Here is a 22,840-nt window from a genome sequence, read left to right on the forward strand (position 1 = left end):
AAATAAAATTTATTTTAGAGAGTTAATTTTTGTTGAAAAACCTAAATTTTAAACTGAAAATTAGGTGTTTCTTTTAATTTTATGTTCCGGGGTTTTTATAAATAATTCCAGGATTAGAGCAAGTGCCATGACAAGTAAACATCCTACTAAATTGAGCCATAAATAGGGCATCACATCAAATTTATAGAGAATTATTACTATAATTTGTGTGATTATTGCGGCTACAAAAACCGAATTACTATTTACAATTTTAATAAAAAATGCCAGTAAAAATATTCCCAAAACATTTCCGTAGAAAATAGAACCGATGATATTTACCAGCTGGATAAGGTTATCAAATAAATTAGCAAAACTGGCAAAGGCAATGGCAATGGCTCCCCAGAGTAGGGTAAACCATTTTGAAGCTTTTACATAATGCTCGTCAGACATTTCTGTTTTTCGGCTTCTTTTATATAGATCTATGGAAGTTGTGGAGGACAACGCATTTAATTCGGAAGCGGTAGAAGACATTGCTGCAGATAGGATTACTGCTAATAACAAACCAATTAATCCGCGTGGAAGGTTATTCAGAATAAAATGAATAAATACATAATCTTTATCGTTGCTCTCGGCATCTTTGTCTGATGCGTCTATTAATTTCCTTGCTTTTTCTCTCGTTTCGTTTTCTGAAGCATTTAAAGTAGCCAGGTTTTCGCGATAAGTAGAATTATTTTCAGGAGTAAAATTATTGTTTTCGGCAAATTGTAAATGAAGATTCTGTTTTTCCTGCTGTATCTCATCGTGCTCCAGCATTAAATCTTCATATTGATTTCCGTAATCTGAATTTAAAACGGTTTCAGTGGCTGCGGGATTAAAATTCAAAGGAGCGTTGTTAAACTGATAGAATACAAAAACCAGGACACCTACAAGCAAAATAAAGAACTGTAACGGCACTTTAAGCATCCCATTCATAATCATTCCCATTCGGCTCTCGTTAACCGATCTTCCGCTTAAATAACGTTGCACCTGGCTTTGATCTGTTCCAAAATAGGAAAGTGCTAAAAAGCTACCGCCAATAATTCCGCTCCAGAAAGTATATCGGTTTTCAAAATCGAAAGAGAAATCCAGAATATCCATTTTGCCGCTGGCACCGGCAATTTCAAGAGCATTGCTAAAATTAATATTTTCGGGTAAATAGCTTAGAATAATAAAAAATGCAGCAAACATACCCGTGAGAATTACTGCCATTTGTTGCTTGTGAGTAACACTTACGGCTTTTGTGCCCCCGGCAACCGTATAAATAATAACTAAGGAACCAATTAGCACAGTTAATCCAGAGAGGTTCCAGCCTAAAACTGCTGAAAGAATAATTGCAGGCGCAAAAATAGTTAAACCGGCTGCCAGGCCTCGTTGTATTAAAAATAGTACTGCAGTTAATGTTCGGGTTTTTCTATCGAATCTTGATTCTAAATATTCGTAAGCGGTATAAACGTTGAGTCTTCGATAAATGGGAATAAAAAACATGCAAATAATTACCATTGCAATAGGTAGCCCAAAATAGAACTGTACAAAACCCATCCCATCGTGAAAAGCCTGGCCTGGTGTAGAAAGAAAGGTGATGGCACTGGCTTGAGTTGCCATTGTAGAAAGCCCAATTGTCCACCACCGGGTCTCGCTGCCACCGCGAATATAATCTTGTGCGCCCTTATTATTTCGGGTTTTGTAAACGCCGTAAGTAACTATAAAAGTAAGCGTACCAAGAAGAACAATCCAGTCTATTAATTGCATATTAGGTGAATTGAGACATTATAAAATAAAACACAATTATGTAGGCTGCGTTGGCCAAAAGAACAAAAGTGTAGGATTTCTTCCAGGTAAATTTTTCGGGTTTCTTCATTATTTTCCTATTGAAATCATATTAGCAAAAAGCCTGTAAGCTCCGGGAACTCCCACCGGAAACTGTCTAAAAAAGCTTAAACCGGTATAAATAAAATACCCTTCTCCATATTTTGCAACCATTAAACTTCCATCTTTGGGAGTTTCATTTTTATCGTTCATAGAAAGGATTGGTGTAAATTCCTCACTCCAGGAATCAGGAAAGTAAAGTCCGCGTTCCTGCACCCAATTTTCAAAATCTTTTTCGGTGATTTTATTCGGAAAATTTAAGATGGGATGATCTTCGGCTAAAAACCTAACTTCGGCCGTCTCATCGGTTACCCTGTCTCGAGATAATTCAAGCGGAAGAGGAGAAATATTCTCTGTTACCAGCCCATGGTTGGTGTTGTATTGCACAATAAGATTGCCGCCATTTTTTACATAATCAAAAAGCGCCTGTTGCTTATATTTTAAGGTTTCCACGGTGTTTAATGCACGAATTCCCAGTACCACCGCATCATATTTTTGCAATGAAGCCTGTGAAATTGAAGCCACATTTAATTTATTAACTCTATATCCAATTTGCTGAAGGCTTTCTGGAACAACATCACCCGCACCTTCAATGTAACCTACTAAATCTCCTTTTTTCTCGATTTCCAGTCTTGCAACTTTTAATTTTGCAGGAACTACCAGGTTTTGTTTCGGAATGTGTTTGTAATCTATACTGATGAGTTTTTCTGAAAATTCCTCTCCGTTTATTGTAGCTGAAGGAATTATAAAAGTTTCTTCCTGTTCTTTGGGCGGAGTAACCTCAAAAGTTACCGTTACTGAACTCCCTTTTTGCTGAAGCTGAAATTTGTGATTTTCTGGTTTAATTTTCCAGTTTTCCCCGGCAGTAAGACTAACCTCTCCCTGAATATTTGGTTTTCCCGAAGTAAGTTTTACTGAAACTTTTTTAGATTTCTCATTTTCAAAAATGATTACATCTTCTTCAAAAACGAGGGAAACTTTAGGAATAATCTCAAAAGGTTGATAGGTTTCGCCAAAAACAGCATCATTATATTTATAAACTATAGGTTTTTCAAAGTTTAGGGAAACATCCTTAAAATTGAGCTTAAAAACTGCTTTAGTAAGACCTGGTGTTTCGGGTAGCCCAATAAGTTCACGATCTTTTACAATATACATTCCGTTTTTTGATTCTTCCTCTAACCAGTATGGCGTGGTATAAGATGTTTTTTCCGGAACCTTTAAAGCGATCTTATTTTGCCAGTTTTCGTTATTTTTTAGTTTGGCTTCGGGTTGAATTTTAGAGTTATTCAGACTTAATTCAATTGAACTCAGAGTTACAGGGAAATCACTTCGGTTAATGGCCTCCAGATTAATTGTTACGCTATCTTTTGGAGTTGCTGAAGGCTGAGAAGCTACTGCTTCTAAAAATAAGCCTGTACTAGCATAAATAATATTTTTAATTTCTTTGGTCTTTAATTCCCGCCAATGTTCATTGGGTAATTTTTTAATGAGTTTATAGGCTTCAAGAAGTTGGGGTAGGCTCGCTGCAGGATTTGTAAACCTATAGTTTTCTTCAACCTGATATAGAATTTGGCCAATTTCAGCACCACCTTCTAATTTGTTCCAGGAAGTATCTATACCTTCAAAAACATCTTGCGAGCGTATGGTATCTCCTTTAATTGGTTCTAAATACTCCATTTGTTTCCCACGGGATCCAGTACTTCCAAAGCCTTGAGATTGGTGTTGGCTTCGGCTTAAAGATGAAATTTCGGGATTTGAAAGTCCCAGCAGCGGAAAATAAACTCCGGTGTCAAAACTTATAAATCTATCTTTACTGGCTTCTTCAAAAGCTTCTTCACCGCCATAAAACCAGGGCGAAGTATTAAAATATGCTCGTTTTGGTTGGTGGGTGTTGGTATAATTTAATTGGTCTGGAAATTTATTGGGATTTGCAGCAGCATCAAAAGCTTCTAAACTTAGTAAGGCAGAAGAAGTGTGATGCCCGTGAGTACTGCCTGGGGTGCGATGATTAAACCGATTTATAATCACATCGGGTTTAAAATTTCTAATTATCCAAACCACATCGCTTAATACTTTTTCTTTATCCCATATTTCAAGGGTTTCTTCCGGGGTTTTAGAATAACCAAAATCGTTAGCACGGGTAAAAAACTGCTCTCCACCATCTATTTCTCTCGCCGCAAGTAATTCCTGGGTTCTTATTAATCCCAGTTGTTCTCTTAGTTCTGGGCCAATTAGGTTTTGACCACCATCGCCTCGGGTTAAGGATAAATATGCTGTTCGCGCGTGTTTTTCGTTTGAAAAATAGGAGATTAATCGGGTGTTTTCATCATCGGGGTGTGCGCCAATGTATAAAACCGAACCAAGGAAATTCAGCTTTTTTATTTTCTGAAATATTTCAGAAGCATTTAATTTTTCGGGTTCCTGTGCGTGTAAATTCAACAGGAAAAAACAGAAAAGTAAACTAAATAGTTTTCGCATAAATTTCACGGCGATTAATAAGACATCCAAATATAAAAACTTTAGTCGCCTGAAGATAGAAAATTAACTGCTTTTACCCGGTAATCGTAATTTAATTATGCTGAAGCTATTTATAATTTACAATAATACCCGCAGAATTCTAGAAAGCAAAAGATTTCTAAAATGTTTAAAGACTGCTTTTATCTCCATCCAGGTAAACATCTTTGGCAACTAAAGAAACCGCTTTTTGCAGAATTAAGTTATTTGGGTAGGTTATTAATTCTCCCTCTAAAGTTCTGAGGTGCAAATGGAAAGCCTTTATATCTTCAATAATAGCTTCAATAGGTAGATCTTTATCGTGAATCTTTATTTTGTCTCCAATTTTATACGGAAATGAAAAGAAAAGAATTACACCAGAAGTAATATTGCTAAGAATAGACCAAATAGCAAAAAGCGCAACTCCAAGCACTGCAAAAACCGAAGAAAAGATTAAAGAAAGTTCGGTTAGTCCCATTCCCCAGGCAATAGCTAATAAGAAAACCGCGATAAACAGGATAAGAATATTGATGTATTTAAACATTAACCGGGTTCGGGTAAAGTCTATTTCACTTCGTTTTCCAACCCTATGAGCAGCTTTTTTTAATAAAAACTGAACGATTAATAAGGCAAATACAGTAATTATCGTGTAGGTAATTTCAGATCTGTATTGAGTTAAAACTTCAAACATTTTAGTGCTAATAATTTTATATAAAGGTAGATTTTAAAAGCTATTTTCAAATAAAAATTATGGACTTATTTAAAATTTTTACTTTTCGTTTAAAGTTAACTCAAAGCTTAAGATTGTATTGCATAATAATTTTATAATAAAATAATTACAATTTAAATAGAAGCAAGATCAATTAGTTCGTTATAAACTAAATAGGTTGGAAGTCCTACTACATTAAAATAACTTCCTTCCAGATTGGTAATTCCAATTAAGCCAATCCATTCCTGTATGGCATAGCCGCCAGCTTTGTCAAAGGGTTTAAAATTTTCAACGTAATAATCAATCTCCCCACTGGTAAGTTCTTTAAAAGTTACTTTTGTTTCGCAGTTTACAGTAGATTGATGATTGTGCGTAGTAAAGCATACCGAAGTAAACACACTATGGGTTTTACCCGATAATGATCTAAGCATCTCTTTAGCTTCAAGCGTGGTTTCAGGTTTTCCCATAGCTTTGTTTTCGTTATACACAATGGTATCGCTGGTAATTAAAATCTGATCTTTTTTTAATTCTTTTTGAAAAGCTTCAGCTTTTAACTGAGCCAGGAAATCGGTTATTTCTTCTTTTTTAAGGTAGTCGGGACAAACTTCTTTCACCGGTCTTACATCGGTTTTAAAGGGAATATCCAGGTCTTTAAAAAATTGGTGACGTCTCGGTGAGCCTGAAGCGAGAATTATTTCTTTATTTTTTAAAATTGCTTTTAGCATAGTAATATTATTAAAATCCCTGAAAGATAAGATTATTTGGAAAATTGGTTCATTGTAAAGACCGACTGTAAATTCTATGAAGCAAGAATAAACTGATATAAGCCTATAGAAGTTAGTCCGAAAAACATTATTATTTTTAATAATAAGCTTAGGTGTGAATAATGTTTCTTCTTTTTAGCTTCCCAAATTTTAACCTGAAAATATAGTAGGGGTGCGAGTATAAAAATAAGAGTAAAAATTACTAGGAAAGTATTCTCAAATAAATAATTATAAATATAATATACAATTGCGGCCACAGGTAAAATACCTATTGCAAAAATGATTTTATTGGTGCGGCTATGCCCAAGCATTATAGGTAAGGTTTGTATTCCGGCGTTATAATCTCCTTTCACATCTTCCTGATCTTTTAATATTTCCCGAAGTAAATTTATTAGAAAGGCAAAAATTGCATAATCCAGTAAAATTGAAAATAGTAAAGATTGAACCTGCTTGTTTTGTGAATTTATTGCAGGAAAAAGATCAAAAACCGAAGGCAAAAGCACCACAAAGCCAACCAACAAGCTAATTAAAACATTCCCCAGCACAGGAATTTGCTTTAAATAACTGGCATAGAGGTAGAGTAAAGCTGAAGAAAAGATGAAAATCGCAACAAACCCGGGTTTGCCCAGTAAATTAGCCAGGTAAAAACCACTTCCTACGCCAATAACATTTAAAATTATAAATAAATTATTCGCATTTTTTTCTGAAATTTTATTGTCTATAATTAGCTTTTCCGGCTTATTAATTTTATCGGCCTGTACATCATAAATATCATTAATTACGTATCCCGAAGCGGCAATACAAAGTGTGGCAAGCATAAGTAGCGCATACCCAAAAGTGCTAAGCGTAATTGCAGCGCCAAATTCCTCAAAAAATGAAAATTTAATCAGGATTAAAGTGAGTGCAATAAAAACCAGGTTAGGCCACCGAATTAGTTTGAGGTATGCTATCATATTTAATTATTCAGAAACAAATTTTAAACCTATGATGGAAATAATTAAGGTGCTTAAGAAAAAGATTCGCCAAAAATGCACGGGTTCCTTAAAGATAAAAATACCCAGCAAAACCGTGCCCACAGCTCCAATACCTGTCCAAACCGCGTAAGCAGTACCTATGGGTAGCGTTTGGGTAGCTTTGTAAAGTAGAACCATACTTAGCGTGAGCGAAATTAAAAAGCCAACAAACCAAAGGGTACTGGTATTTCCCGAGGTGACTTTCATTTTTCCCAGGCAAAAAGCGAAACCTACTTCAAAAAGTCCGGCGAGAATAAGTATAATCCAGTTCATTTATTATTTCTCAATCCATTTACCCTGCACTTTCATCACCTGCTCAATCACATCTCTTACACAGCCTTTTCCGCCTTTTTTATGCGAAACATATTTTGAAATTTCTTTTACTTCGGCTACCGCATCCTGGGGGCAGCAAGGTAAACCAACAAGTTTCATAGGGTAATAATCAGGTATATCGTCTCCCATATAGAGAACATCTTCGGCGTTAATTTCATAAATATCGAAAAACTCGTCCATTTGTTCCACTTTATCGTGAATGCCAAGATAAATATCTGTAATTCCAAGGTCTCTAAGACGTTTCCGAACGCCTTCGTTTTTCCCTCCAGAAATTATACAAACCGTAAAACCGGCATTTTTAGCTGCTTTTAAAGCATAGCCATCTTTAATATTCATAGTTCGCAGTAGTTCCCCTTCGGTACTAATTTGAATGCTACCATCGGTAAGCACACCGTCTACATCAAAAACAAAGGTGTTAATTTGGTTTAGGTATTCTTTATAATTTTTTTCCATGGAAATCCTGAATAGATTGGGTTAAAATGCTGTAAATGTCTTTATTTTTTTTTGGTAAAAGTCTTAAATGGGCTTCAATCGTTTTTTGATCGTTTCTTATGGCCGGGCCGGTTTGAGCATCTTTTGGTGTTAAGCTTTCAATTTTTGAAGCCGTTTCCTTAATAAGTGGTCTTAAAATACTAAAATCTACTTGGTTATTTTCGCAAATTTCTGCGCCAAGAGTATATAAATGATTGCTGAAATTATTTACAAAAATTGCCGCCAGGTGTAAAGCTTTGCGTTGTTCAGAATTTACTTCTCTAACGTCTTTGGTGATTTCTAAAGCCAGTTTCTTAATTTTTTCTAAATTTTCAGCTGAATTTGCTTCGATGCAAACCGGGATTTCAGCAAAATCTACCAATTTGTTTTTAGAAAAAGTTTGCAACGGATAAAACACTCCGAAATTACTCAAATTTTCCAACGCATTTAAACTTACCGCGCCCGAGGTATGTAAAACTAATCCTGGAAGGTTTTTTAGATTATGGGCAACATCGGCAATTACATCATCTTTTAAAGCGAGTAAATAGAAATCGGCCACTTTTAAATCGCTGATTCTGTTTGTGATATTGGTGTAATCTTTAAAATAACTCAGGTTTTCTTCCCGGTGATTATACACCTGGATTACCCTGGTGTTTTCTGCTTCAGAAAATGCCTTAAAAAGATGAAATGCAACATTCCCTGCACCTAAAATTACCACTTCTATCATTCGGCTAAATTATTAAAAATATTGAGGCAATAAAATTAACATTCATGTAGAAGAATGTCTTGATTTTTACTATTTCAAACCGTTAAAATTCCCTAAATTTGCGGGCTTAAAAGAGTTACTTCATGCAGAATAAAATAGCCTCTGTCATATTTTCTACACGTATAATGGCAGTCTTATTTGTGGTCTATGCAATAGCCCTGGCGTTGGGAACATTTATTGAAAGTTGGTACAGTATAGAAACCGCAAGAGTGTTAATTTATAACGCCTGGTGGTTTGAAGCCATTATGGTATTTTTTGTGATTAATTTCGCCGGAAATATTAAACGGTATAACCTTCATAAACGCGAAAAATGGTCTTCACTTTTAATCCATTTGTCGTTTGTATTAATTTTAGTTGGTGCCTTTATTACCCGATATATTAGTTATGAAGGGGTGATGCCTATCACGGAAGGTGAAACTACAAATATCATGCTTTCAGAAAAAACCTATTTTACCGCATTTATTGACGGGGAAATAGACGGCGAACCTCGCCGAAGGGTTTTGGAAGAACAGGTACTTTTTGCCCCTGAAACCGAGAATGACTACGTATTAAATACCGATTATAATGGGCAACCGGTTACTATTGAAGCTACCAATTTTATTTATGGTGCTAAAGAAGAATTAGTTCCTGCCGAAGATGGAGAGAATCATCTTAAACTGGTAGAAGCCGGTGGTGGTAATCGTCACGACCATTATTTAAAGGAGGGCGAAGTTCAAAACATACATAATGTTTTATTTGCATTAAATGAACCTACCGAGGGAGCGATTAATATAACGTATGAGGAAGAAACCGGAAAATACACTATAAATTCTCCATTTGAAGGCGATTATATGCGAATGGCCGACCAGGAGAAAGGGAATTTGGTTAAAGATTCTACGCAAAACTTAATGCTGCGCTCTCTTTATAATATAGGGGCTATGCAATTTGTAATTCCTGAACCGGTGGTTAAAGGAAAATACGATATTGTAAAAACACCAGAAAAAACCGATGGCCAGAGCGATGCGCTAACGGTAAAAGTTACTTCTGAAGGGGAATCTGAAACAGTTACTATTTTGGGTGGCCAGGGAATTCCCAGTGAACCGCATAAAGTAGAAGTTGCCGGCCTGGAACTATTCCTTAACTACGGTAGTAAAGAGATAGAATTGCCTTTCGCATTAAAATTGAACGATTTTATTGCCAATAGATATCCGGGAACTGAAAACAGTTATTCTTCATTTAAAAGTAAAGTTGAAATTGTGGAAGAAGGAAAAGAAAATGTTCCGTACGAGATTTATATGAACCACGTTTTAGATCACAAAGGTTTCAGATTCTTCCAGGCCAGTTTTATGCCAGATGAAAGCGGTACAGTACTTTCTGTAAATCACGATTTCTGGGGTACCTGGGTAACTTATATAGGTTATTTTCTACTTTATTTAGGATTAATGCTCATCTTGTTTGATAAAGGTTCCCGTTTTGGAAACCTTAAGGATATGCTTGAAAAAGTAAAAGACAAAAAGAAAAAATTAACTACTGTGCTTATTTTCTTTATGGCTACCGGCTCTATGTTTGCACAAACACCGGGAGACGAGCACGAACATGCTGAATCGGCCAAAAGGGAAGTAGATTCTATTATTAAAAGCAACGCCATAAGCGAAGAGCACGCTGCTGATTTTGGCCGACTTATAATCCAGGATGCCGGTGGAAGGATGAAACCCGCTAATACGTATTCTTCAGAATTGCTTCGAAAATTAAGTAAATCTGATTCTTACGAAGGTTTAAGTTCTGACCAGGTTTTAGTCTCACTTACTCAAAACCCAATGATTTGGTATAATGTACCTATTATTTATGTTGAAAAACATAACGATAGTTTGCATAATCTTCTTGGGGTAGAAGAAGGGAAAAAATACCTCACTCTTAGTAGTTTCTTTGACGAAATGGGGAATTATAAGCTTTCTCCACTTTTAGAAGAAGCCTACCAGGCTGCTGTACCTAATAAATTTCAGAAAGATTTTATCAATACCGATAAAAAAGTGAATTTATTATATCGTGCGCTTCAGGGTAAGATTTTAAGAATTTTCCCAATTCCGGAACATGAAAATAATAAATGGGTTTCTTATCCTGAATTAGAAGATGAAGAAGGTGCTTTTAAAGGAATGGATTCGGTGTACACCAAACAAATTCTTCCGCTTTATATGACCTCCCTTTCTGATGCGGTTGAAAGTGGAGATTATTCTAAAGCAAACCAATTTCTTGAAAGTATAAAAGGATTTCAAAAAAAATTCGGGGCCGAAGTATTGCCTTCAGAAGAAAAGGTTAATGCAGAAATTGCTTATAACAAATACGATATTTTCAGGAATCTTTTCTGGATGTATATGATCGCCGGTTTATTTATGCTGGTTATTGTAATTGTAAAGATTTTTAAAGAAAATAAATTTATTGATTGGCTGGTTAAAATAAGCGCCGGCGTTATAATAGTCCTTTTTGTTTTACATACTTTAGGTTTAATTGCCCGGTGGTATATTTCTGGACACGCACCCTGGAGTGATGCTTACGAGTCTATGATTTACGTAGCCTGGGCCACAATGTTCTTTGGTTTGGCTTTTGGAAGAAAAAGTACCTTAACTATTGCATCTACAGCCTTTGTAACTTCAATGATTTTGATGATTGCGCACTGGAACTGGATGGATCCATCTATAGCAAACCTCCAGCCTGTGTTAGATTCTTATTGGTTAATGATTCACGTTTCAGTAATTGTAGGAAGTTACGGCCCGTTTACCCTGGGAATGATTCTGGGGGCAGTGGCATTGCTTTTAATGATTTTTACTACGGAAAAGAATAAGAGGAAAATGGATCTCAATATAAAAGAGATCACCATTATTACTGAAATGGCCTTAACTGTTGGTTTGGTAATGTTAACTATTGGAAACTTTCTTGGAGGCCAGTGGGCTAATGAAAGCTGGGGACGTTACTGGGGCTGGGACCCTAAAGAAACCTGGGCTTTAATTAGTATTATGGTTTATGCCTTCGTAATACATATGCGACTGGTGCCGGGATTACGAAGCAGGTGGTTCTTTAACCTTATGGCTGTTGTATCTTTTGCCAGTATTTTAATGACTTATTTTGGAGTAAACTTCTACTTAGCTGGTTTACACTCATACGCAAGCGGAGATAAAGTGATAACGCCAACATTTATTTATTACGCCGTGGCTATAGTAGCCTTGCTGGGTGCAGTTTCGTACTGGAGATTCCAGAAGTTTTATGCTAAAAAGCCTAAGAAGAAGATTGAAAAATAATTAGAAAATTGCGAACTGAAAAGTCTCGTGCCTAAAGCAATGTGGTTATGCTTCTAATATGTGTAGATTCACAACAACTTAGATCCTGAAACAAGTTTAGGAAGACGAATAATAAAAAAGCCTGTCTAAATTTTTTAGACAGGCTTTTTGAGTTTATACAAAGGAATCAATTATTTAATATTTCCAACCATATCTTTAGGTTGCACCCATTCATCAAATTGATCTTCGGTAAGGTGTCCTAATTCAACGGCAGCTTCTTTAAGTGTAGTGCCGTCTTCGTGAGCTTTATTGGCAATTTCAGCGGCTTTGTAATACCCGATTTTTGTATTTAAAGCAGTAACCAGCATCAAGGAATTATTTAAATGTTCTTTAATTCTTGGCGTGTTCGCTTCAATTCCATGGGCACAATTAACATCAAAAGATACACAGGCGTCACCAATAAGTTCTGCACTTTGTAATAAGTTGGCAGCCATAACCGGTTTAAATACATTTAATTCAAACTGGCCCTGCATTCCGCCAACACCAATCGCCACGTCGTTACCCATTACCTGTGCGCAAACCATAGTTAAAGCTTCACATTGCGTAGGATTCACTTTTCCGGGCATAATGGAAGATCCCGGTTCATTAGCCGGAATATTGATCTCTCCAATTCCACTTCTTGGTCCTGAGGAAAGCATTCTAATATCATTTCCTATTTTATTTAGGGAAACCGCTAATTGTTTTAAAGCCCCGTGAGTTTCAACAAAAGCATCATGTGCGGCAAGAGCTTCAAATTTATTTCCTGCCGAAACAAATGGTAATTCAGTGAATTTTGCGATAAATTCAGAAACGCGCTTTGAATATCCTTTTGGAGTATTTAATCCCGTACCAACTGCGGTGCCACCAAGTGCTAATTCGGCTAAATGCGGAAGCGTATTTTCCAGCGCATTAATTCCGTGATCCAGTTGAGCCACATAACCACTAAATTCTTGGCCCAGGGTTAGGGGAGTGGCATCCATAAAATGCGTACGCCCAATTTTTACAACTTCTTTAAACTCATCTGACTTTTTCTTTAAAGTATCACGAAGCTGTCTTACACCCGGAAGGGTAACTTTCGTGATTTTTTTATAGGCAGCGATATGCATTCCCGTAGGAAAAGTATCGTTAGAAGATTGCGATTTATTTACATCATCGTTTGGTTGCAGGGTTTTATCGCCTTCTCCCAAAGTTTTTCCTGCAAGTTGGTGCGCGCGGTTGGCAATAACTTCATTTACGTTCATATTGCTTTGAGTACCGCTTCCGGTTTGCCAAATTACCAAAGGAAATTGGTTATCATGTTTCCCTTCAAGAATTTCGTCACAAACCTGGGCAATGTAATCTCTTTTATCTACCGGCAAAACACCTAATTCGCAGTTGGTGTATGCAGCAGCTTTTTTGAGGTAAGCAAAACCATAAACTATTTCCAGAGGCATACTGGCGGCAGGACCAATTTTAAAATTATTCCGGGAGCGTTCCGTTTGGGCACCCCAGAGTTTATCGGCCGGAACCTTTACTTCTCCAATAGTATCTTTTTCTATTCTATAGTCCATAATTAATATATTAGTTGTGACACAAATTTACAAGTTAGCGGCTTTTTTACAGGTATAAAAACAAAGAATTTAGCCTGTATTTTTTCTGATTTTTGTCAAGTAAGTGTGAATTTCTCACAAATTAATTGTGATAAGCCGGCAAAGCTTACTATCTTTGACCAGATCAAAAAACTTTTGATATTATGTTCGAATTCGATCAATACCTCGGTTTCCTGGCTTTCCTGGTTATTTTAACTATGGGATTCTGGCTTATGATTTTCCTAATGGCTATCTTACCCTATTGGATAGGCGGTTCGGTTGCTGAATTGCTTAAAGAAAAGAAAGAAGCTAGAAAAAAAGCTAAAGAAGAAAAAGCATAAAAAAAGGGACGGTTAATGTCCCTTTTTTTATGCCTTATTTTTTAACAATAAAATATAAAACCGGCTTATTTAAGCCGGTTTTATTAGTTCTAAATTATCCTTCAAATCCTGGATCATCAAAATCTTCTTCACCACCACGTCGTTGTTCACGTTTTTGCTGATTGAATCTATATATTACCGAAAGATTAATTTGTCTCTGTCTCCATTGGAATTCACTTTCCCTGTTAAAGAATTCAGTAGAAGTAAATGATTTCCTTTTTCTTGAATTTAATAAATCTCTTACGTTTAAAGAGAGCGTAACATTATCGTTTAGAATTTCTTTACTAAAAGCAAGATCTATAGAAAAAATCCCTTCGTTTTTAGTTTGTGCATTTTCTTGTGGGCCACGATAGAAAGCATTGGTTTGCCAGTCTATAGCACCGGGAAGTGTTACTTTAGAGCTAAACCTTGCAAACCAGCTTGTATTTTTTGCTCCATAATCTACACCGTTAAATTCACCCTCAGTTTCAAACTGGAAAAAGTTAAAACTACTATTTAATCTTAACCAGTCTGCAGGGTTGTAAAGAATACCAAGTTCACCACCGGTTCTTTTATTAGTAGCAAGGTTAATAGGGATAGTTCTAATAATATCAATCCCATCTGTAGTTTCCTGGCCTGTATTTTCTTCAACTCTTTCAAACGAATCTGTTTCGTGCTGATAATAAACAGAAGAAGTAAAGGTTATTTTATCCCACCGTTTTAAGTATCCAATATCAAAAGCGCTGGCAAAAGCCGGTTGTAAATTAGGATTCCCCTGAAATACATTGGTACGACTTGAACGAGATGGGAACGGATTAATATACCAACCTCTTGGACGGTTAATCCTTCTATTATATCCTACAGTTATATTTTCTTCTTCGCCACCATCACTGGATAATTCGTAAATTAAATTAACTGTTGGGAACAAGCCTAAATAATTGTTGTCAAATTTGGTTTGAATTGGGAATCCAAAAGCTTCAACAAGTTCTTCATCACTTAGTCTTGAATTTATATCACCTTTAAGTTGAGTGTTTTCTAATCTTAAACCTAAAAGAAATGAAAATTTACCAAATTTGGTTCCGTATTGAGAATACAGGGCATTTACGTTTTCTTCGTAATCAAAGATATTGGTAAGCGTATCGTTAGTTACCAAATTTCCAGTAGCTAAATCTTCCTGTTGTAGACGGTAATCTGTAATTTCGTTCTCAAAATTTCCGCGGTAACCGGCTTCAAATCTAGCGTCTTCCCCAAGCGGTAAAACATAATCTGCCTGGATTAAATATTCTTTTTGATCTTCTTCGGTATAAACTTCTTCTCGTTGAAAAGCTTCAGTATTTTCCTGGTTTGTAGAAATATATTCTTCGTTTATAAAAGTATTTTGAACTTCGGCATCATTTTCATATTGAAAATCGGCAGTAAGTTCGTGACCTTCATCATTAAATTTATTCTGGTAATTTATTGAAATCTGGTAGCTATTATCTTCTTCACTTTGCAACTCTCTTCTTAAAGTTTCTTCAACTAAACTGCCACCAATATAGCGATCACTATTATTCAAGGTTTTATCTTCATCCTCACCGTAGCGATAAAAAATACTGGCTGTAAGGGAAGATTGTTCGGTAAGGAAATATTCAATTCCAAAATTACCGTTGTAGTTTCTATTTAAACGCTCTGTTTCCCGTTCCTCGCGAATTCTATCATATTCGGGTCTAACAATTTCCCCATCAGAATTAAATCGTCTTAGATATTCGGTATCGCTATAGTTATTTTGGGGAGCATCAAAATAGCGCCATCCAATATTAGTAAATAGATTGAATTTTTCAGTTCTATAGTTAAGATTAGTGGAAAGTCCGGCATTATCGGGATGACCTAAGTTTAAATTTACTGAACCGTTAAATCCAAGGGTTTCTTTTTGTCTAAGAATAATATTTAAAATACCCGCTGTACCTTCAGCATCATATCTAGCCGAGGGGGAAGTAATAACTTCAACACGTTCAATAGCTTCAGCAGGAAGCTGGCTTAAAACGTTGCTATCTCCAAACCCGGCCATTGCCGATGGTTTACCATTAATAAGGATTCTAACATTTTGATTCCCTCTTAAGCTAATTCCGCCCTCAACATCTACAGAAACCGAAGGAACGTTATTAAGAGCATCACTAACAGTACCTCCTGCGGTGGTAAGGTCTTTTCCTATATTATAAATCTTTTTATCAAGTTGAACGCTAACCTGTGTAGTTTCTGCCTGGACTACAACCTCGTCAAGACTATCTGAATCTAGCCCTAGGCTGATAGTTCCTAAATTAATATCTGAATCTACCTTACGATCATTGAATTCTTTAGTTTCATAAGAGATAAATTCAACAATAACATTATAGGTGCCTTCTGGAACTTCTATAGAGAAATTTCCCTGAGAATTGGTTACAACTCCTGTAACATCTGCAGGTTCGTTGGCATTAACTACAGAAACTGTTGCAAATTCAAGAGGAACATTCATCTCCTCGTCCATTACTTTTCCGGAAATTTTATGCGGGCCCGATTGGGCGAAGCCGCTAAGGCTGAAAAAAAGAAAAAACGCTGCACTGAGCGTACTCAAGATTTTGGTGGTCATAGAAAAATTTTATTCTTTGACCCCAACTTTCTCAAATGGTTTAATGGAATTTGGGTTAAACTCGCGTTAAATACGACTTTTAAATGTTAAAAGTACTTTTATCACTGAGCTTCAATACTTAAGATTTACGACTAATTTTCTTATTTAATTCAAGATATTTTTCAAACTGCTTTTTGCTCATTAATTTCTGCAACTTTCTATGTTCTGCCTTTTGAATTTCCTTGAGTTTAAAGATTATTTCATCTTCATGTAAAGCCGTAGTATTAAGGATTTCATTCTTTTTAAGTGTGTATTCTATAATAAGATCTTCAAGTTTACCGGTTTGTTCAAAATCCAGTTCTAATTCTCTTTTCCAGGTATAGGCTAATTCCCTTGCAATTTCAAGAAGTTCTTTTCTGCTTTTTCTATGCAGGTAAAAATGGGAAAAAACAAATCCCGCTGCTAGAAATCCGGCGGCCCCAATTATAGCTATTTTATGTTGAGTTTTCATTTTTTACTGGTTTGAATTACCAAAACTTTTATTGTAATAAATCTTCAATTTTAGAACCCGGGCGACCTACAACCGCAGTATCTTTAGTTTCTACAATAGGTCTTTCAATTAATTTTGGATTTTTAACCATTACAGTAATTAATTCCCTGTCGCTAAGATCTTTATTTTTATATTCTTCTTTCCAGATCTTTTCGTTGGTTCTTATTAACTGCATAGGATAAAAACTTAATTTATCCAGAATTTGCTTTAATTCAGTTTCAGAAAGAGGTTCTTTTAAATATTCTCTAACCTCATAATCTTTTCCTGAGTTTTTAACGATTTCCAATCCTTCCCGGGATTTTTTACATCTGGCGTTATGGTAAACTGTAATCATTATTTTTTGGTTTTGGCTTCTTTAAAATAAACAATAAATTCTAATTCTAAAATTTATGAGCATAAACTTATCAATCTTCCTGCCGTTGTCCCATCATCATTAAAAAAGCTTTTAAAAACATATCAATATCACCATTCATCACGGCATCTACATTTCCGGTTTCTTCTGCAGTTCTTACGTCTTTAACCAATTTATACGGATGCATCACGTAATTTCTAATTTGAGATCCCCATTCAATTTTCATTTTAGAATCTTCAATTTCCCTGCGCTGTGCCTGTTGTTTCTGAAGTTCTATTTCATACAACTGGCTTTTTAAAAGCTGCATTGCCTTGGTCTTATTTTCCAGCTGCGATCGTGTTTCAGAATTTTCTACAACAATTCCCGTGGGAGCGTGGCGCAATCTAACCGCGGTTTCAACCTTATTTACATTTTGTCCCCCAGCTCCAGAAGAACGCATAGTTTCCCAGGAAATCTCAGAAGGATTAATGTCTATCGCAATAGAATCATCAGCCAACGGATATACATAAACCGAAGCAAAAGAGGTGTGCCTTTTCGCATTACTGTCAAATGGGGAAATTCGTACCAATCTGTGTACGCCATTTTCTCCTTTTAACCATCCAAAAGCAAAATCGCCTTCAATTTCAAGCGTTACCGTTTTAATTCCTGCAACATCACCTGCCTGGTAATTCAATTCTTTTATTTTAAACCTGCGCTTTTCGGCCCACATAAGGTACATACGCATAAGCATCTCTGCCCAGTCGCAACTTTCGGTACCACCGGCACCGGCAGTAATTTGTAAAACCGCACTCAATTTATCACCCTCTTCCGAAAGCATATTTTTAAATTCAAGGTGTTCTATAAGGTCTAAGGCCTGCTTATGTTTTTCTTCCACATCTTTTTGCGTAGCTTCATCTTCCTTATAAAATTCATACAAAACCTCTAAATCTTCTACCAGGGTTTCTCCTTTTTCAAATTCGTCTACCCATTGCTTTTCAGTATTGAGATCACGCATTAGTGCCTCAGCTTTTTTAGGATCGTCCCAAAAATCTGGAGCAAAAGTTTTTTCTTCCTGGTTGGAGATTTCTATTTTTTTGGCATCAATGTCAAAGATACCTCCTTAACGCACCAAGGCGCTCTCTGAGATCTTTGATCTGCTCAGTTGTAATCATATCTAAATTTTATAAGGTAAAAATAGAATTTAAGACTGCGACGGGAAAGTATTTAACGATATTTTTATAGTTTTAGACTTCCTATAAAACGCCGTTAATGAAGCGATTTTAACTTATTTTGCTGTTAGTCAGTTTCTCACTTTCCAGAATAATATAATTTCTTCTGAAAAAGAAATTTTGCATTGGAGGTTTGAAATTGATTTTAGAAATTAAGTTATAATGAATCAAATGGAAATAATTTCTGTTTTTGCAGAAATAAAAAAGAAATATATATATGAAAGAAATAGATTTAAGAAGTGATACCGTAACCCGCCCAACAAGCGGAATGTTAAAAGCAATAATGGGCGCCGAAGTTGGCGATGATGTTTATAAGGAAGATCCTAGCGTAAACGCTTTAGAAGAAAAACTGGCAAAAATGTTCGGGAAGGATGAAGCCTTATTTTTTCCTACCGGAAGTATGGCTAACCAGGCCGCTATAAAATTGCATACCCAACCTGCCGAGCAGCTTATTTGTGATAAATGGGCGCATGTTTTTAATTACGAAGGCGGTGGCGCTTCTTTTAATAGTGGGGTTTCCTGCAAGTTGGTAGATGGTGATCGCGGAATGATTACTGCTGCCCAGGTTGAAGAAAATATAAATCCACCAGACTTTTATCACAGTCCGTTAACGAGTTTGGTTTGTTTGGAAAATACCACCAATAAAGGTGGTGGCGCTTGTTATGACCTCAAGGAGATCAAAAAAATAAGAAAGGTTTGCAATACGCATAAATTAGGTTTGCATTTAGACGGAGCAAGGCTTTTTAATGCCTTAGTTGCTAAAAATGAAGATCCGAAAGAATACGGAAAATTATTTGATACTATTTCGGTTTGTCTTTCTAAAGGGCTGGGAATCCCTATGGGATCGGTACTTATTGGTGATAAGGAAATTATGAAAAACGCGATTAGAATTCGTAAAGTTTTAGGTGGTGGTATGCGCCAGGTAGGTTTTATGGCCGCAGCCGGAATTTATGCCTTAGATAACCACGTAGAGCGTTTAGCCGAAGACCATAAAAGAGCTGCAGACATTGCTGAAACTTTAGATGCTGCAAGCTATGTGGGCGAGGTGGAAACTGTAGAAACAAATATTATTATTTTTTACCTGAAAAATGCTTCAGATGAAACTGCTTTTATGAAAAAGCTTCAGCAGGAAAATATTAGAATAAGCAATATGGGACAGGGAAAATTAAGGATTGTTACCCATTTGGATTATTCCGAAGAAATGCACCAGAAGTTTTTGAAGGTTCTACGGGAAATTAATTTATAGGTTTTAATAGAGTTTAACCTAAACTTAGAATGCTTTTAATATGTTTCGGGAATTGAATTTCATAATTTTCAAAAAACCAAAATTGAGTTATGAAAAATGTATTGCCAAGAAAAGAAGTACCAAGATTAAGAGTGGAAACCACTAGGGGAATGCAATGGGATATACGCGACCAGAAGCCAGAGAATTTTACGATGGTTATTTTTTATCGCGGATTGCACTGCCCGGTTTGTAAATCGTATTTAGAAGAATTAAATAGAAAAGTTGAGAAATTTCAGGAGAAAGGAGTGAGTGTTATTTGCATTAGCGCGAATAATAAGACCTTGGCAGAAAAGACGGTGAAGGAGTGGAAGTAGATAATCTTACTATAGGTTATAATCTTAATCCTGAAGATGCCCGGAAATGGGATTTATATATTTCGGAAGGAATTAATGATGAACCCGAAGTTTTCTTTGAACCCGGACTATTTCTTGTAAAACCTGATAATACGCTTTATGCGGCTTCTATTCAAACGATGCCTTTCGCAAGGCCAAAATTTGATGAATTATTAAAGGCTATAGATTTTGTGGTAGATAAAGAATATCCAGCAAGGGGAGAAGCATAAAAAGAAAAACCTCACAGCTTTCTAAAAACTGTGAGGTTTTTTTTGATTTAAATTCTGAAATAGATTCAGGATTTAAGATAATTAAATTCTATTTAAATTGATCTAAACCGGGAATATCTGGCATCCCATCTTTTGCTACTGCAGCAAGTTCTGCTTCGTTAATATCTGAAGCTCTGCTTATCGCTTTATTTAAAGTTAATACCAAATAATCTTCCAGCTGTTCTTTATCTTCCATCAATTCATCAGCAACGCTAATATTCTTAATTTCACGCGTAGCGCTAATAGTTACTTTTAGAAGTCCGTCACTGGATTTTTCTTCAATAGTTACTGTTTTTAGGCGTTCTTTAGTCTCTTCAACCTTTTGTTGGGTTTCCTTGATCTTATTCATCATACCCATCATATCTCCAAACATAGTCTCTTTTTTAAATTTAATAAACACAAATTTACTAATTACAGGTTTAATCCTGTTAATTTGAACCCACTAATTATGTATTTGGTTGGGAAGCCTTACCTTTGCAAGCGCTTAAAAATAATGCAGATTTGAAAAAAGAAATTTTACCGCCAAAAGCTAAGAAAATACCTAAAACCCTGGAATTTCACGGAGACGTGAGAATAGATAATTATTACTGGATGAACAACCGCGACAATCCGGAAGTTATTGATTATCTAAATCAGGAAAATGAATATAACCAGAAAATGACTGCCCATACCAAAGATTTTCAGCAGCGGTTATTTGAGGAAATGAAAGGCCGAATAAAAGAAGATGATGAATCGGTTCCCTATAAATTGAATAACTACTGGTATTTAACCCGTTTTGAAACCGGAAAAGATTACCCAATTTATTCAAGGAAAAACCGGGAATTGGATGCGCCAGAAGAATTGCTTTTTGATGTAAATGAAATGGCAGATGGGTTTGAATATTACAGTCTTGGCGGATTGAATGTGAGCCCTGATAATAAAATGGTGGCTTTTGGGGTAGATACTTTAAGCCGAAGAAAATATACCATTCAAATTAAAGACCTACAAACAGGAGAAACTTATCCTGATAAAATTGAAAATGCTACCGGAGGTTCTACCTGGGCGGCCGATAATAAAACGCTTTTCTATACTAAAAAGGACGAACAAACGCTTCGTTCTTATCGAATTTATAAACACATTTTAGGTACAGATTCTGCCGAAGATGAACTGGTTTTTGAAGAAGAAGATGAAACTTTTAACACCTATGTTTATAAATCGAAGTCGAAAGAATATATCATTATAGGAAGTCACAGCACTTTAACCACAGAATATCGTATTTTAAAGGCTGATGATCCATCTGGTAAATTCCAGGTTTTTCAGCCCAGGGAACGAGGTTTAGAGTATAGCATAGCGCATTACGAAGATAACTTTTACGTAATGACCAATAAAGATGGTGCCACCAACTTTAAACTTATGAAAACCCCGGTTGATAAAACCACAAAAGAAAACTGGGTAGACGTTATTCCGCATCGCGAAGATTATTTGCTGGAAGATATTGATATCTTTAAAAAGTATCTGGTAGTAAGCGAACGTAATAATGGCTTAAATAAAATAAAAGTGATTCGCTGGGATAATTCAGAAGAATATTATATTCCTTTTGATAATGAAACCTATACCGCTTATACCTCTATAAATCCTGCATTTGATACTGATATTTTAAGGTTCACTTATAATTCTATGACCACGCCAACTTCGGTTGTAGATTTTAATATGGAAACCCGGGAAAAGACTGTTTTAAAAGAACAGGAAGTTTTAGATAAAAATTTTAATAAAAATAATTACCTCTCTGAGAGAATTTGGGCTACTGCCAAAGACGGCACTAAAATTCCGGTGAGTTTGGTTTATAAAAAGGGAACTAAATTAGACGGAAATAGTCCGCTATTACAATACGCTTATGGTTCCTACGGTTCTACCATAGATCCTTATTTTTCTACGGTAAGGCTAAGTTTACTAGATCGCGGATTCATTTATGCAATTGCACACATTCGTGGTGGGGAATACCTGGGGCGTAACTGGTATGAAGACGGGAAGCTTTTCAATAAAATGAACACATTTACCGATTATATAGATGTTTCAGAATATTTAATTCAGGAAAAATATACTTCTGCAGAACATCTTTACGCAATGGGCGGTTCGGCAGGAGGTTTGCTTATGGGGGCGGTTATTAATATGGCGCCACAGCTTTATAACGGCGTTATTTCTGCAGTTCCTTTTGTAGATGTGGTAACTACTATGTTAGATGATAGTATCCCGTTAACCACTGGTGAATACGATGAATGGGGAAATCCGAATAATAGAGATTATTACGAATATATGATGCAATATTCGCCTTACGATAATGTAGTGGCGCAAGATTATCCAAATTTACTGGTAACAACAGGTTTACACGATTCCCAGGTTCAATATTGGGAACCGGCAAAATGGGTAGCGAAATTAAGAGAATTAAAGACCAATAATAATTTATTATTGTTCCATACTAATATGGATGCCGGTCACGGTGGGGCTTCAGGACGTTTTGAAGCTTTAAAAGAAGTAGCCGAAGAGTATGCGTTTTTACTGGATTTGGAAGGAATTGACCACTAATTAAAAAATTTGCCTTAAATTTGGGGGATTTTACGCTCTTAAAAAGAG

General features: G+C 35.9%; 20 protein-coding genes. 6 read left to right on the plus strand and 14 right to left on the minus strand.

The window, feature by feature from the left end; translation table 11 throughout:
* Positions 1 to 60 precede the first annotated feature (60 nt).
* From B4F31_RS14590 to B4F31_RS14625, 8 genes are all read right to left on the minus strand, one after another.
* Positions 61 to 1,767: a sodium:solute symporter gene (locus B4F31_RS14590; RefSeq protein ID WP_286761613.1), complete on the minus strand. Its 1,707-nt coding sequence runs from the start codon at positions 1,765 to 1,767 to the stop codon at positions 61 to 63.
* Positions 1,768 to 1,875: 108 nt separating this feature from the next.
* Complete coding sequence (locus tag B4F31_RS14595) at positions 1,876 to 4,362, minus strand: PIG-L family deacetylase (RefSeq protein ID WP_286761614.1); 2,487 nt, start codon at positions 4,360 to 4,362, stop codon at positions 1,876 to 1,878.
* Positions 4,363 to 4,528: 166 nt separating this feature from the next.
* Positions 4,529 to 5,068, minus strand: coding sequence for a mechanosensitive ion channel domain-containing protein (locus B4F31_RS14600; protein WP_075326733.1), 540 nt, complete (start codon positions 5,066 to 5,068; stop codon positions 4,529 to 4,531).
* Positions 5,069 to 5,220: 152 nt separating this feature from the next.
* Positions 5,221 to 5,811: a Maf-like protein gene (locus B4F31_RS14605; protein WP_286761615.1), complete on the minus strand. Its 591-nt coding sequence runs from the start codon at positions 5,809 to 5,811 to the stop codon at positions 5,221 to 5,223.
* 74 nt (positions 5,812 to 5,885) lie between these two features.
* Positions 5,886 to 6,803, minus strand: a complete 918-nt coding sequence (locus tag B4F31_RS14610; RefSeq protein ID WP_286761616.1) for a geranylgeranylglycerol-phosphate geranylgeranyltransferase — start codon at positions 6,801 to 6,803, stop codon at positions 5,886 to 5,888.
* A 6-nt stretch (positions 6,804 to 6,809) separates the two neighbouring features.
* Positions 6,810 to 7,136: a DMT family transporter gene (locus tag B4F31_RS14615; RefSeq protein ID WP_286761617.1), complete on the minus strand. Its 327-nt coding sequence runs from the start codon at positions 7,134 to 7,136 to the stop codon at positions 6,810 to 6,812.
* Between the two features lie 3 nt (positions 7,137 to 7,139).
* On the minus strand, positions 7,140 to 7,649 hold the full coding sequence (locus B4F31_RS14620; RefSeq protein ID WP_286761618.1) for a KdsC family phosphatase: 510 nt from the start codon (positions 7,647 to 7,649) through the stop codon (positions 7,140 to 7,142).
* Positions 7,633 to 8,394, minus strand: a complete 762-nt coding sequence (locus B4F31_RS14625; RefSeq protein ID WP_286761619.1) for a Rossmann-like and DUF2520 domain-containing protein — start codon at positions 8,392 to 8,394, stop codon at positions 7,633 to 7,635. The genes B4F31_RS14620 and B4F31_RS14625 overlap by 17 nt, the downstream gene beginning before the upstream one ends.
* A gap of 122 nt (positions 8,395 to 8,516) precedes the next feature.
* On the opposite strand from B4F31_RS14625, the gene ccsA reads away from it, so the two are divergent.
* The gene (gene ccsA / locus B4F31_RS14630; protein WP_286761620.1) at positions 8,517 to 11,705 is read left to right on the plus strand and encodes a cytochrome c biogenesis protein CcsA; all 3,189 of its coding nucleotides are present in this window, start codon (positions 8,517 to 8,519) and stop codon (positions 11,703 to 11,705) included.
* A 170-nt stretch (positions 11,706 to 11,875) separates the two neighbouring features.
* Here the strand turns inward: ccsA and fumC are convergent, their stop codons facing one another.
* A complete protein-coding gene (gene fumC, locus B4F31_RS14635; RefSeq protein ID WP_286761621.1) occupies positions 11,876 to 13,273 on the minus strand; it encodes a class II fumarate hydratase in 1,398 nt (465 codons plus the stop codon).
* Positions 13,274 to 13,455: 182 nt separating this feature from the next.
* On the opposite strand from fumC, the gene B4F31_RS14640 reads away from it, so the two are divergent.
* A complete protein-coding gene (locus B4F31_RS14640) occupies positions 13,456 to 13,632 on the plus strand; it encodes a hypothetical protein (protein ID WP_093302571.1) in 177 nt (58 codons plus the stop codon).
* A gap of 94 nt (positions 13,633 to 13,726) precedes the next feature.
* Here the strand turns inward: B4F31_RS14640 and B4F31_RS14645 are convergent, their stop codons facing one another.
* The 4 genes from B4F31_RS14645 to prfB form a co-directional block, all read right to left on the minus strand.
* Positions 13,727 to 16,255 carry a TonB-dependent receptor domain-containing protein gene (locus tag B4F31_RS14645; RefSeq protein ID WP_286761622.1) on the minus strand — a complete coding sequence of 843 codons (2,529 nt, stop codon included), beginning with the start codon at positions 16,253 to 16,255 and terminating at the stop codon, positions 13,727 to 13,729.
* Between the two features lie 118 nt (positions 16,256 to 16,373).
* Complete coding sequence (locus B4F31_RS14650) at positions 16,374 to 16,745, minus strand: hypothetical protein (protein WP_286761623.1); 372 nt, start codon at positions 16,743 to 16,745, stop codon at positions 16,374 to 16,376.
* A 28-nt stretch (positions 16,746 to 16,773) separates the two neighbouring features.
* Entirely contained in the window at positions 16,774 to 17,118 is a 345-nt protein-coding gene (gene arsC, locus B4F31_RS14655; protein ID WP_075326743.1) for an arsenate reductase (glutaredoxin), read from the minus strand.
* A gap of 70 nt (positions 17,119 to 17,188) precedes the next feature.
* Positions 17,189 to 18,287 (minus strand): peptide chain release factor 2 gene (gene prfB / locus B4F31_RS14660; protein WP_286761624.1). Its coding sequence is split into 2 segments (ribosomal slippage): positions 17,189 to 18,223 and positions 18,225 to 18,287, totalling 1,098 coding nucleotides; the frame shifts between segments, so codons are not numbered across the junction.
* Between the two features lie 274 nt (positions 18,288 to 18,561).
* On the opposite strand from prfB, the gene B4F31_RS14665 reads away from it, so the two are divergent.
* The 3 genes from B4F31_RS14665 to B4F31_RS18110 all read left to right on the plus strand — a co-directional run bounded on the left by B4F31_RS14665 (position 18,562) and on the right by B4F31_RS18110 (position 20,191).
* The gene (locus B4F31_RS14665) at positions 18,562 to 19,590 is read left to right on the plus strand and encodes a threonine aldolase family protein (protein ID WP_286761625.1); all 1,029 of its coding nucleotides are present in this window, start codon (positions 18,562 to 18,564) and stop codon (positions 19,588 to 19,590) included.
* Positions 19,591 to 19,679: 89 nt separating this feature from the next.
* A complete protein-coding gene (locus tag B4F31_RS18105) occupies positions 19,680 to 19,943 on the plus strand; it encodes a redoxin domain-containing protein (protein ID WP_349675930.1) in 264 nt (87 codons plus the stop codon).
* Positions 19,934 to 20,191, plus strand: a complete 258-nt coding sequence (locus B4F31_RS18110) for a hypothetical protein (RefSeq protein WP_349675931.1) — start codon at positions 19,934 to 19,936, stop codon at positions 20,189 to 20,191. The genes B4F31_RS18105 and B4F31_RS18110 overlap by 10 nt, the downstream gene beginning before the upstream one ends.
* Positions 20,192 to 20,279: 88 nt before the next feature.
* Here the strand turns inward: B4F31_RS18110 and B4F31_RS14675 are convergent, their stop codons facing one another.
* The gene (locus B4F31_RS14675) at positions 20,280 to 20,624 is read right to left on the minus strand and encodes a YbaB/EbfC family nucleoid-associated protein (protein WP_286761662.1); all 345 of its coding nucleotides are present in this window, start codon (positions 20,622 to 20,624) and stop codon (positions 20,280 to 20,282) included.
* 107 nt (positions 20,625 to 20,731) lie between these two features.
* Between B4F31_RS14675 and B4F31_RS14680 the strand changes: the two genes are divergently transcribed.
* Entirely contained in the window at positions 20,732 to 22,792 is a 2,061-nt protein-coding gene (locus B4F31_RS14680) for a S9 family peptidase (RefSeq protein ID WP_286761626.1), read from the plus strand.
* Positions 22,793 to 22,840 lie beyond the last annotated feature (48 nt).

Origin of the sequence: Salegentibacter sp. UBA1130 (genome assembly GCF_002311535.1) — a bacterium.
In the GTDB taxonomy this organism is placed as follows: Bacteria; Bacteroidota; Bacteroidia; order Flavobacteriales; family Flavobacteriaceae; genus Salegentibacter; species Salegentibacter agarivorans.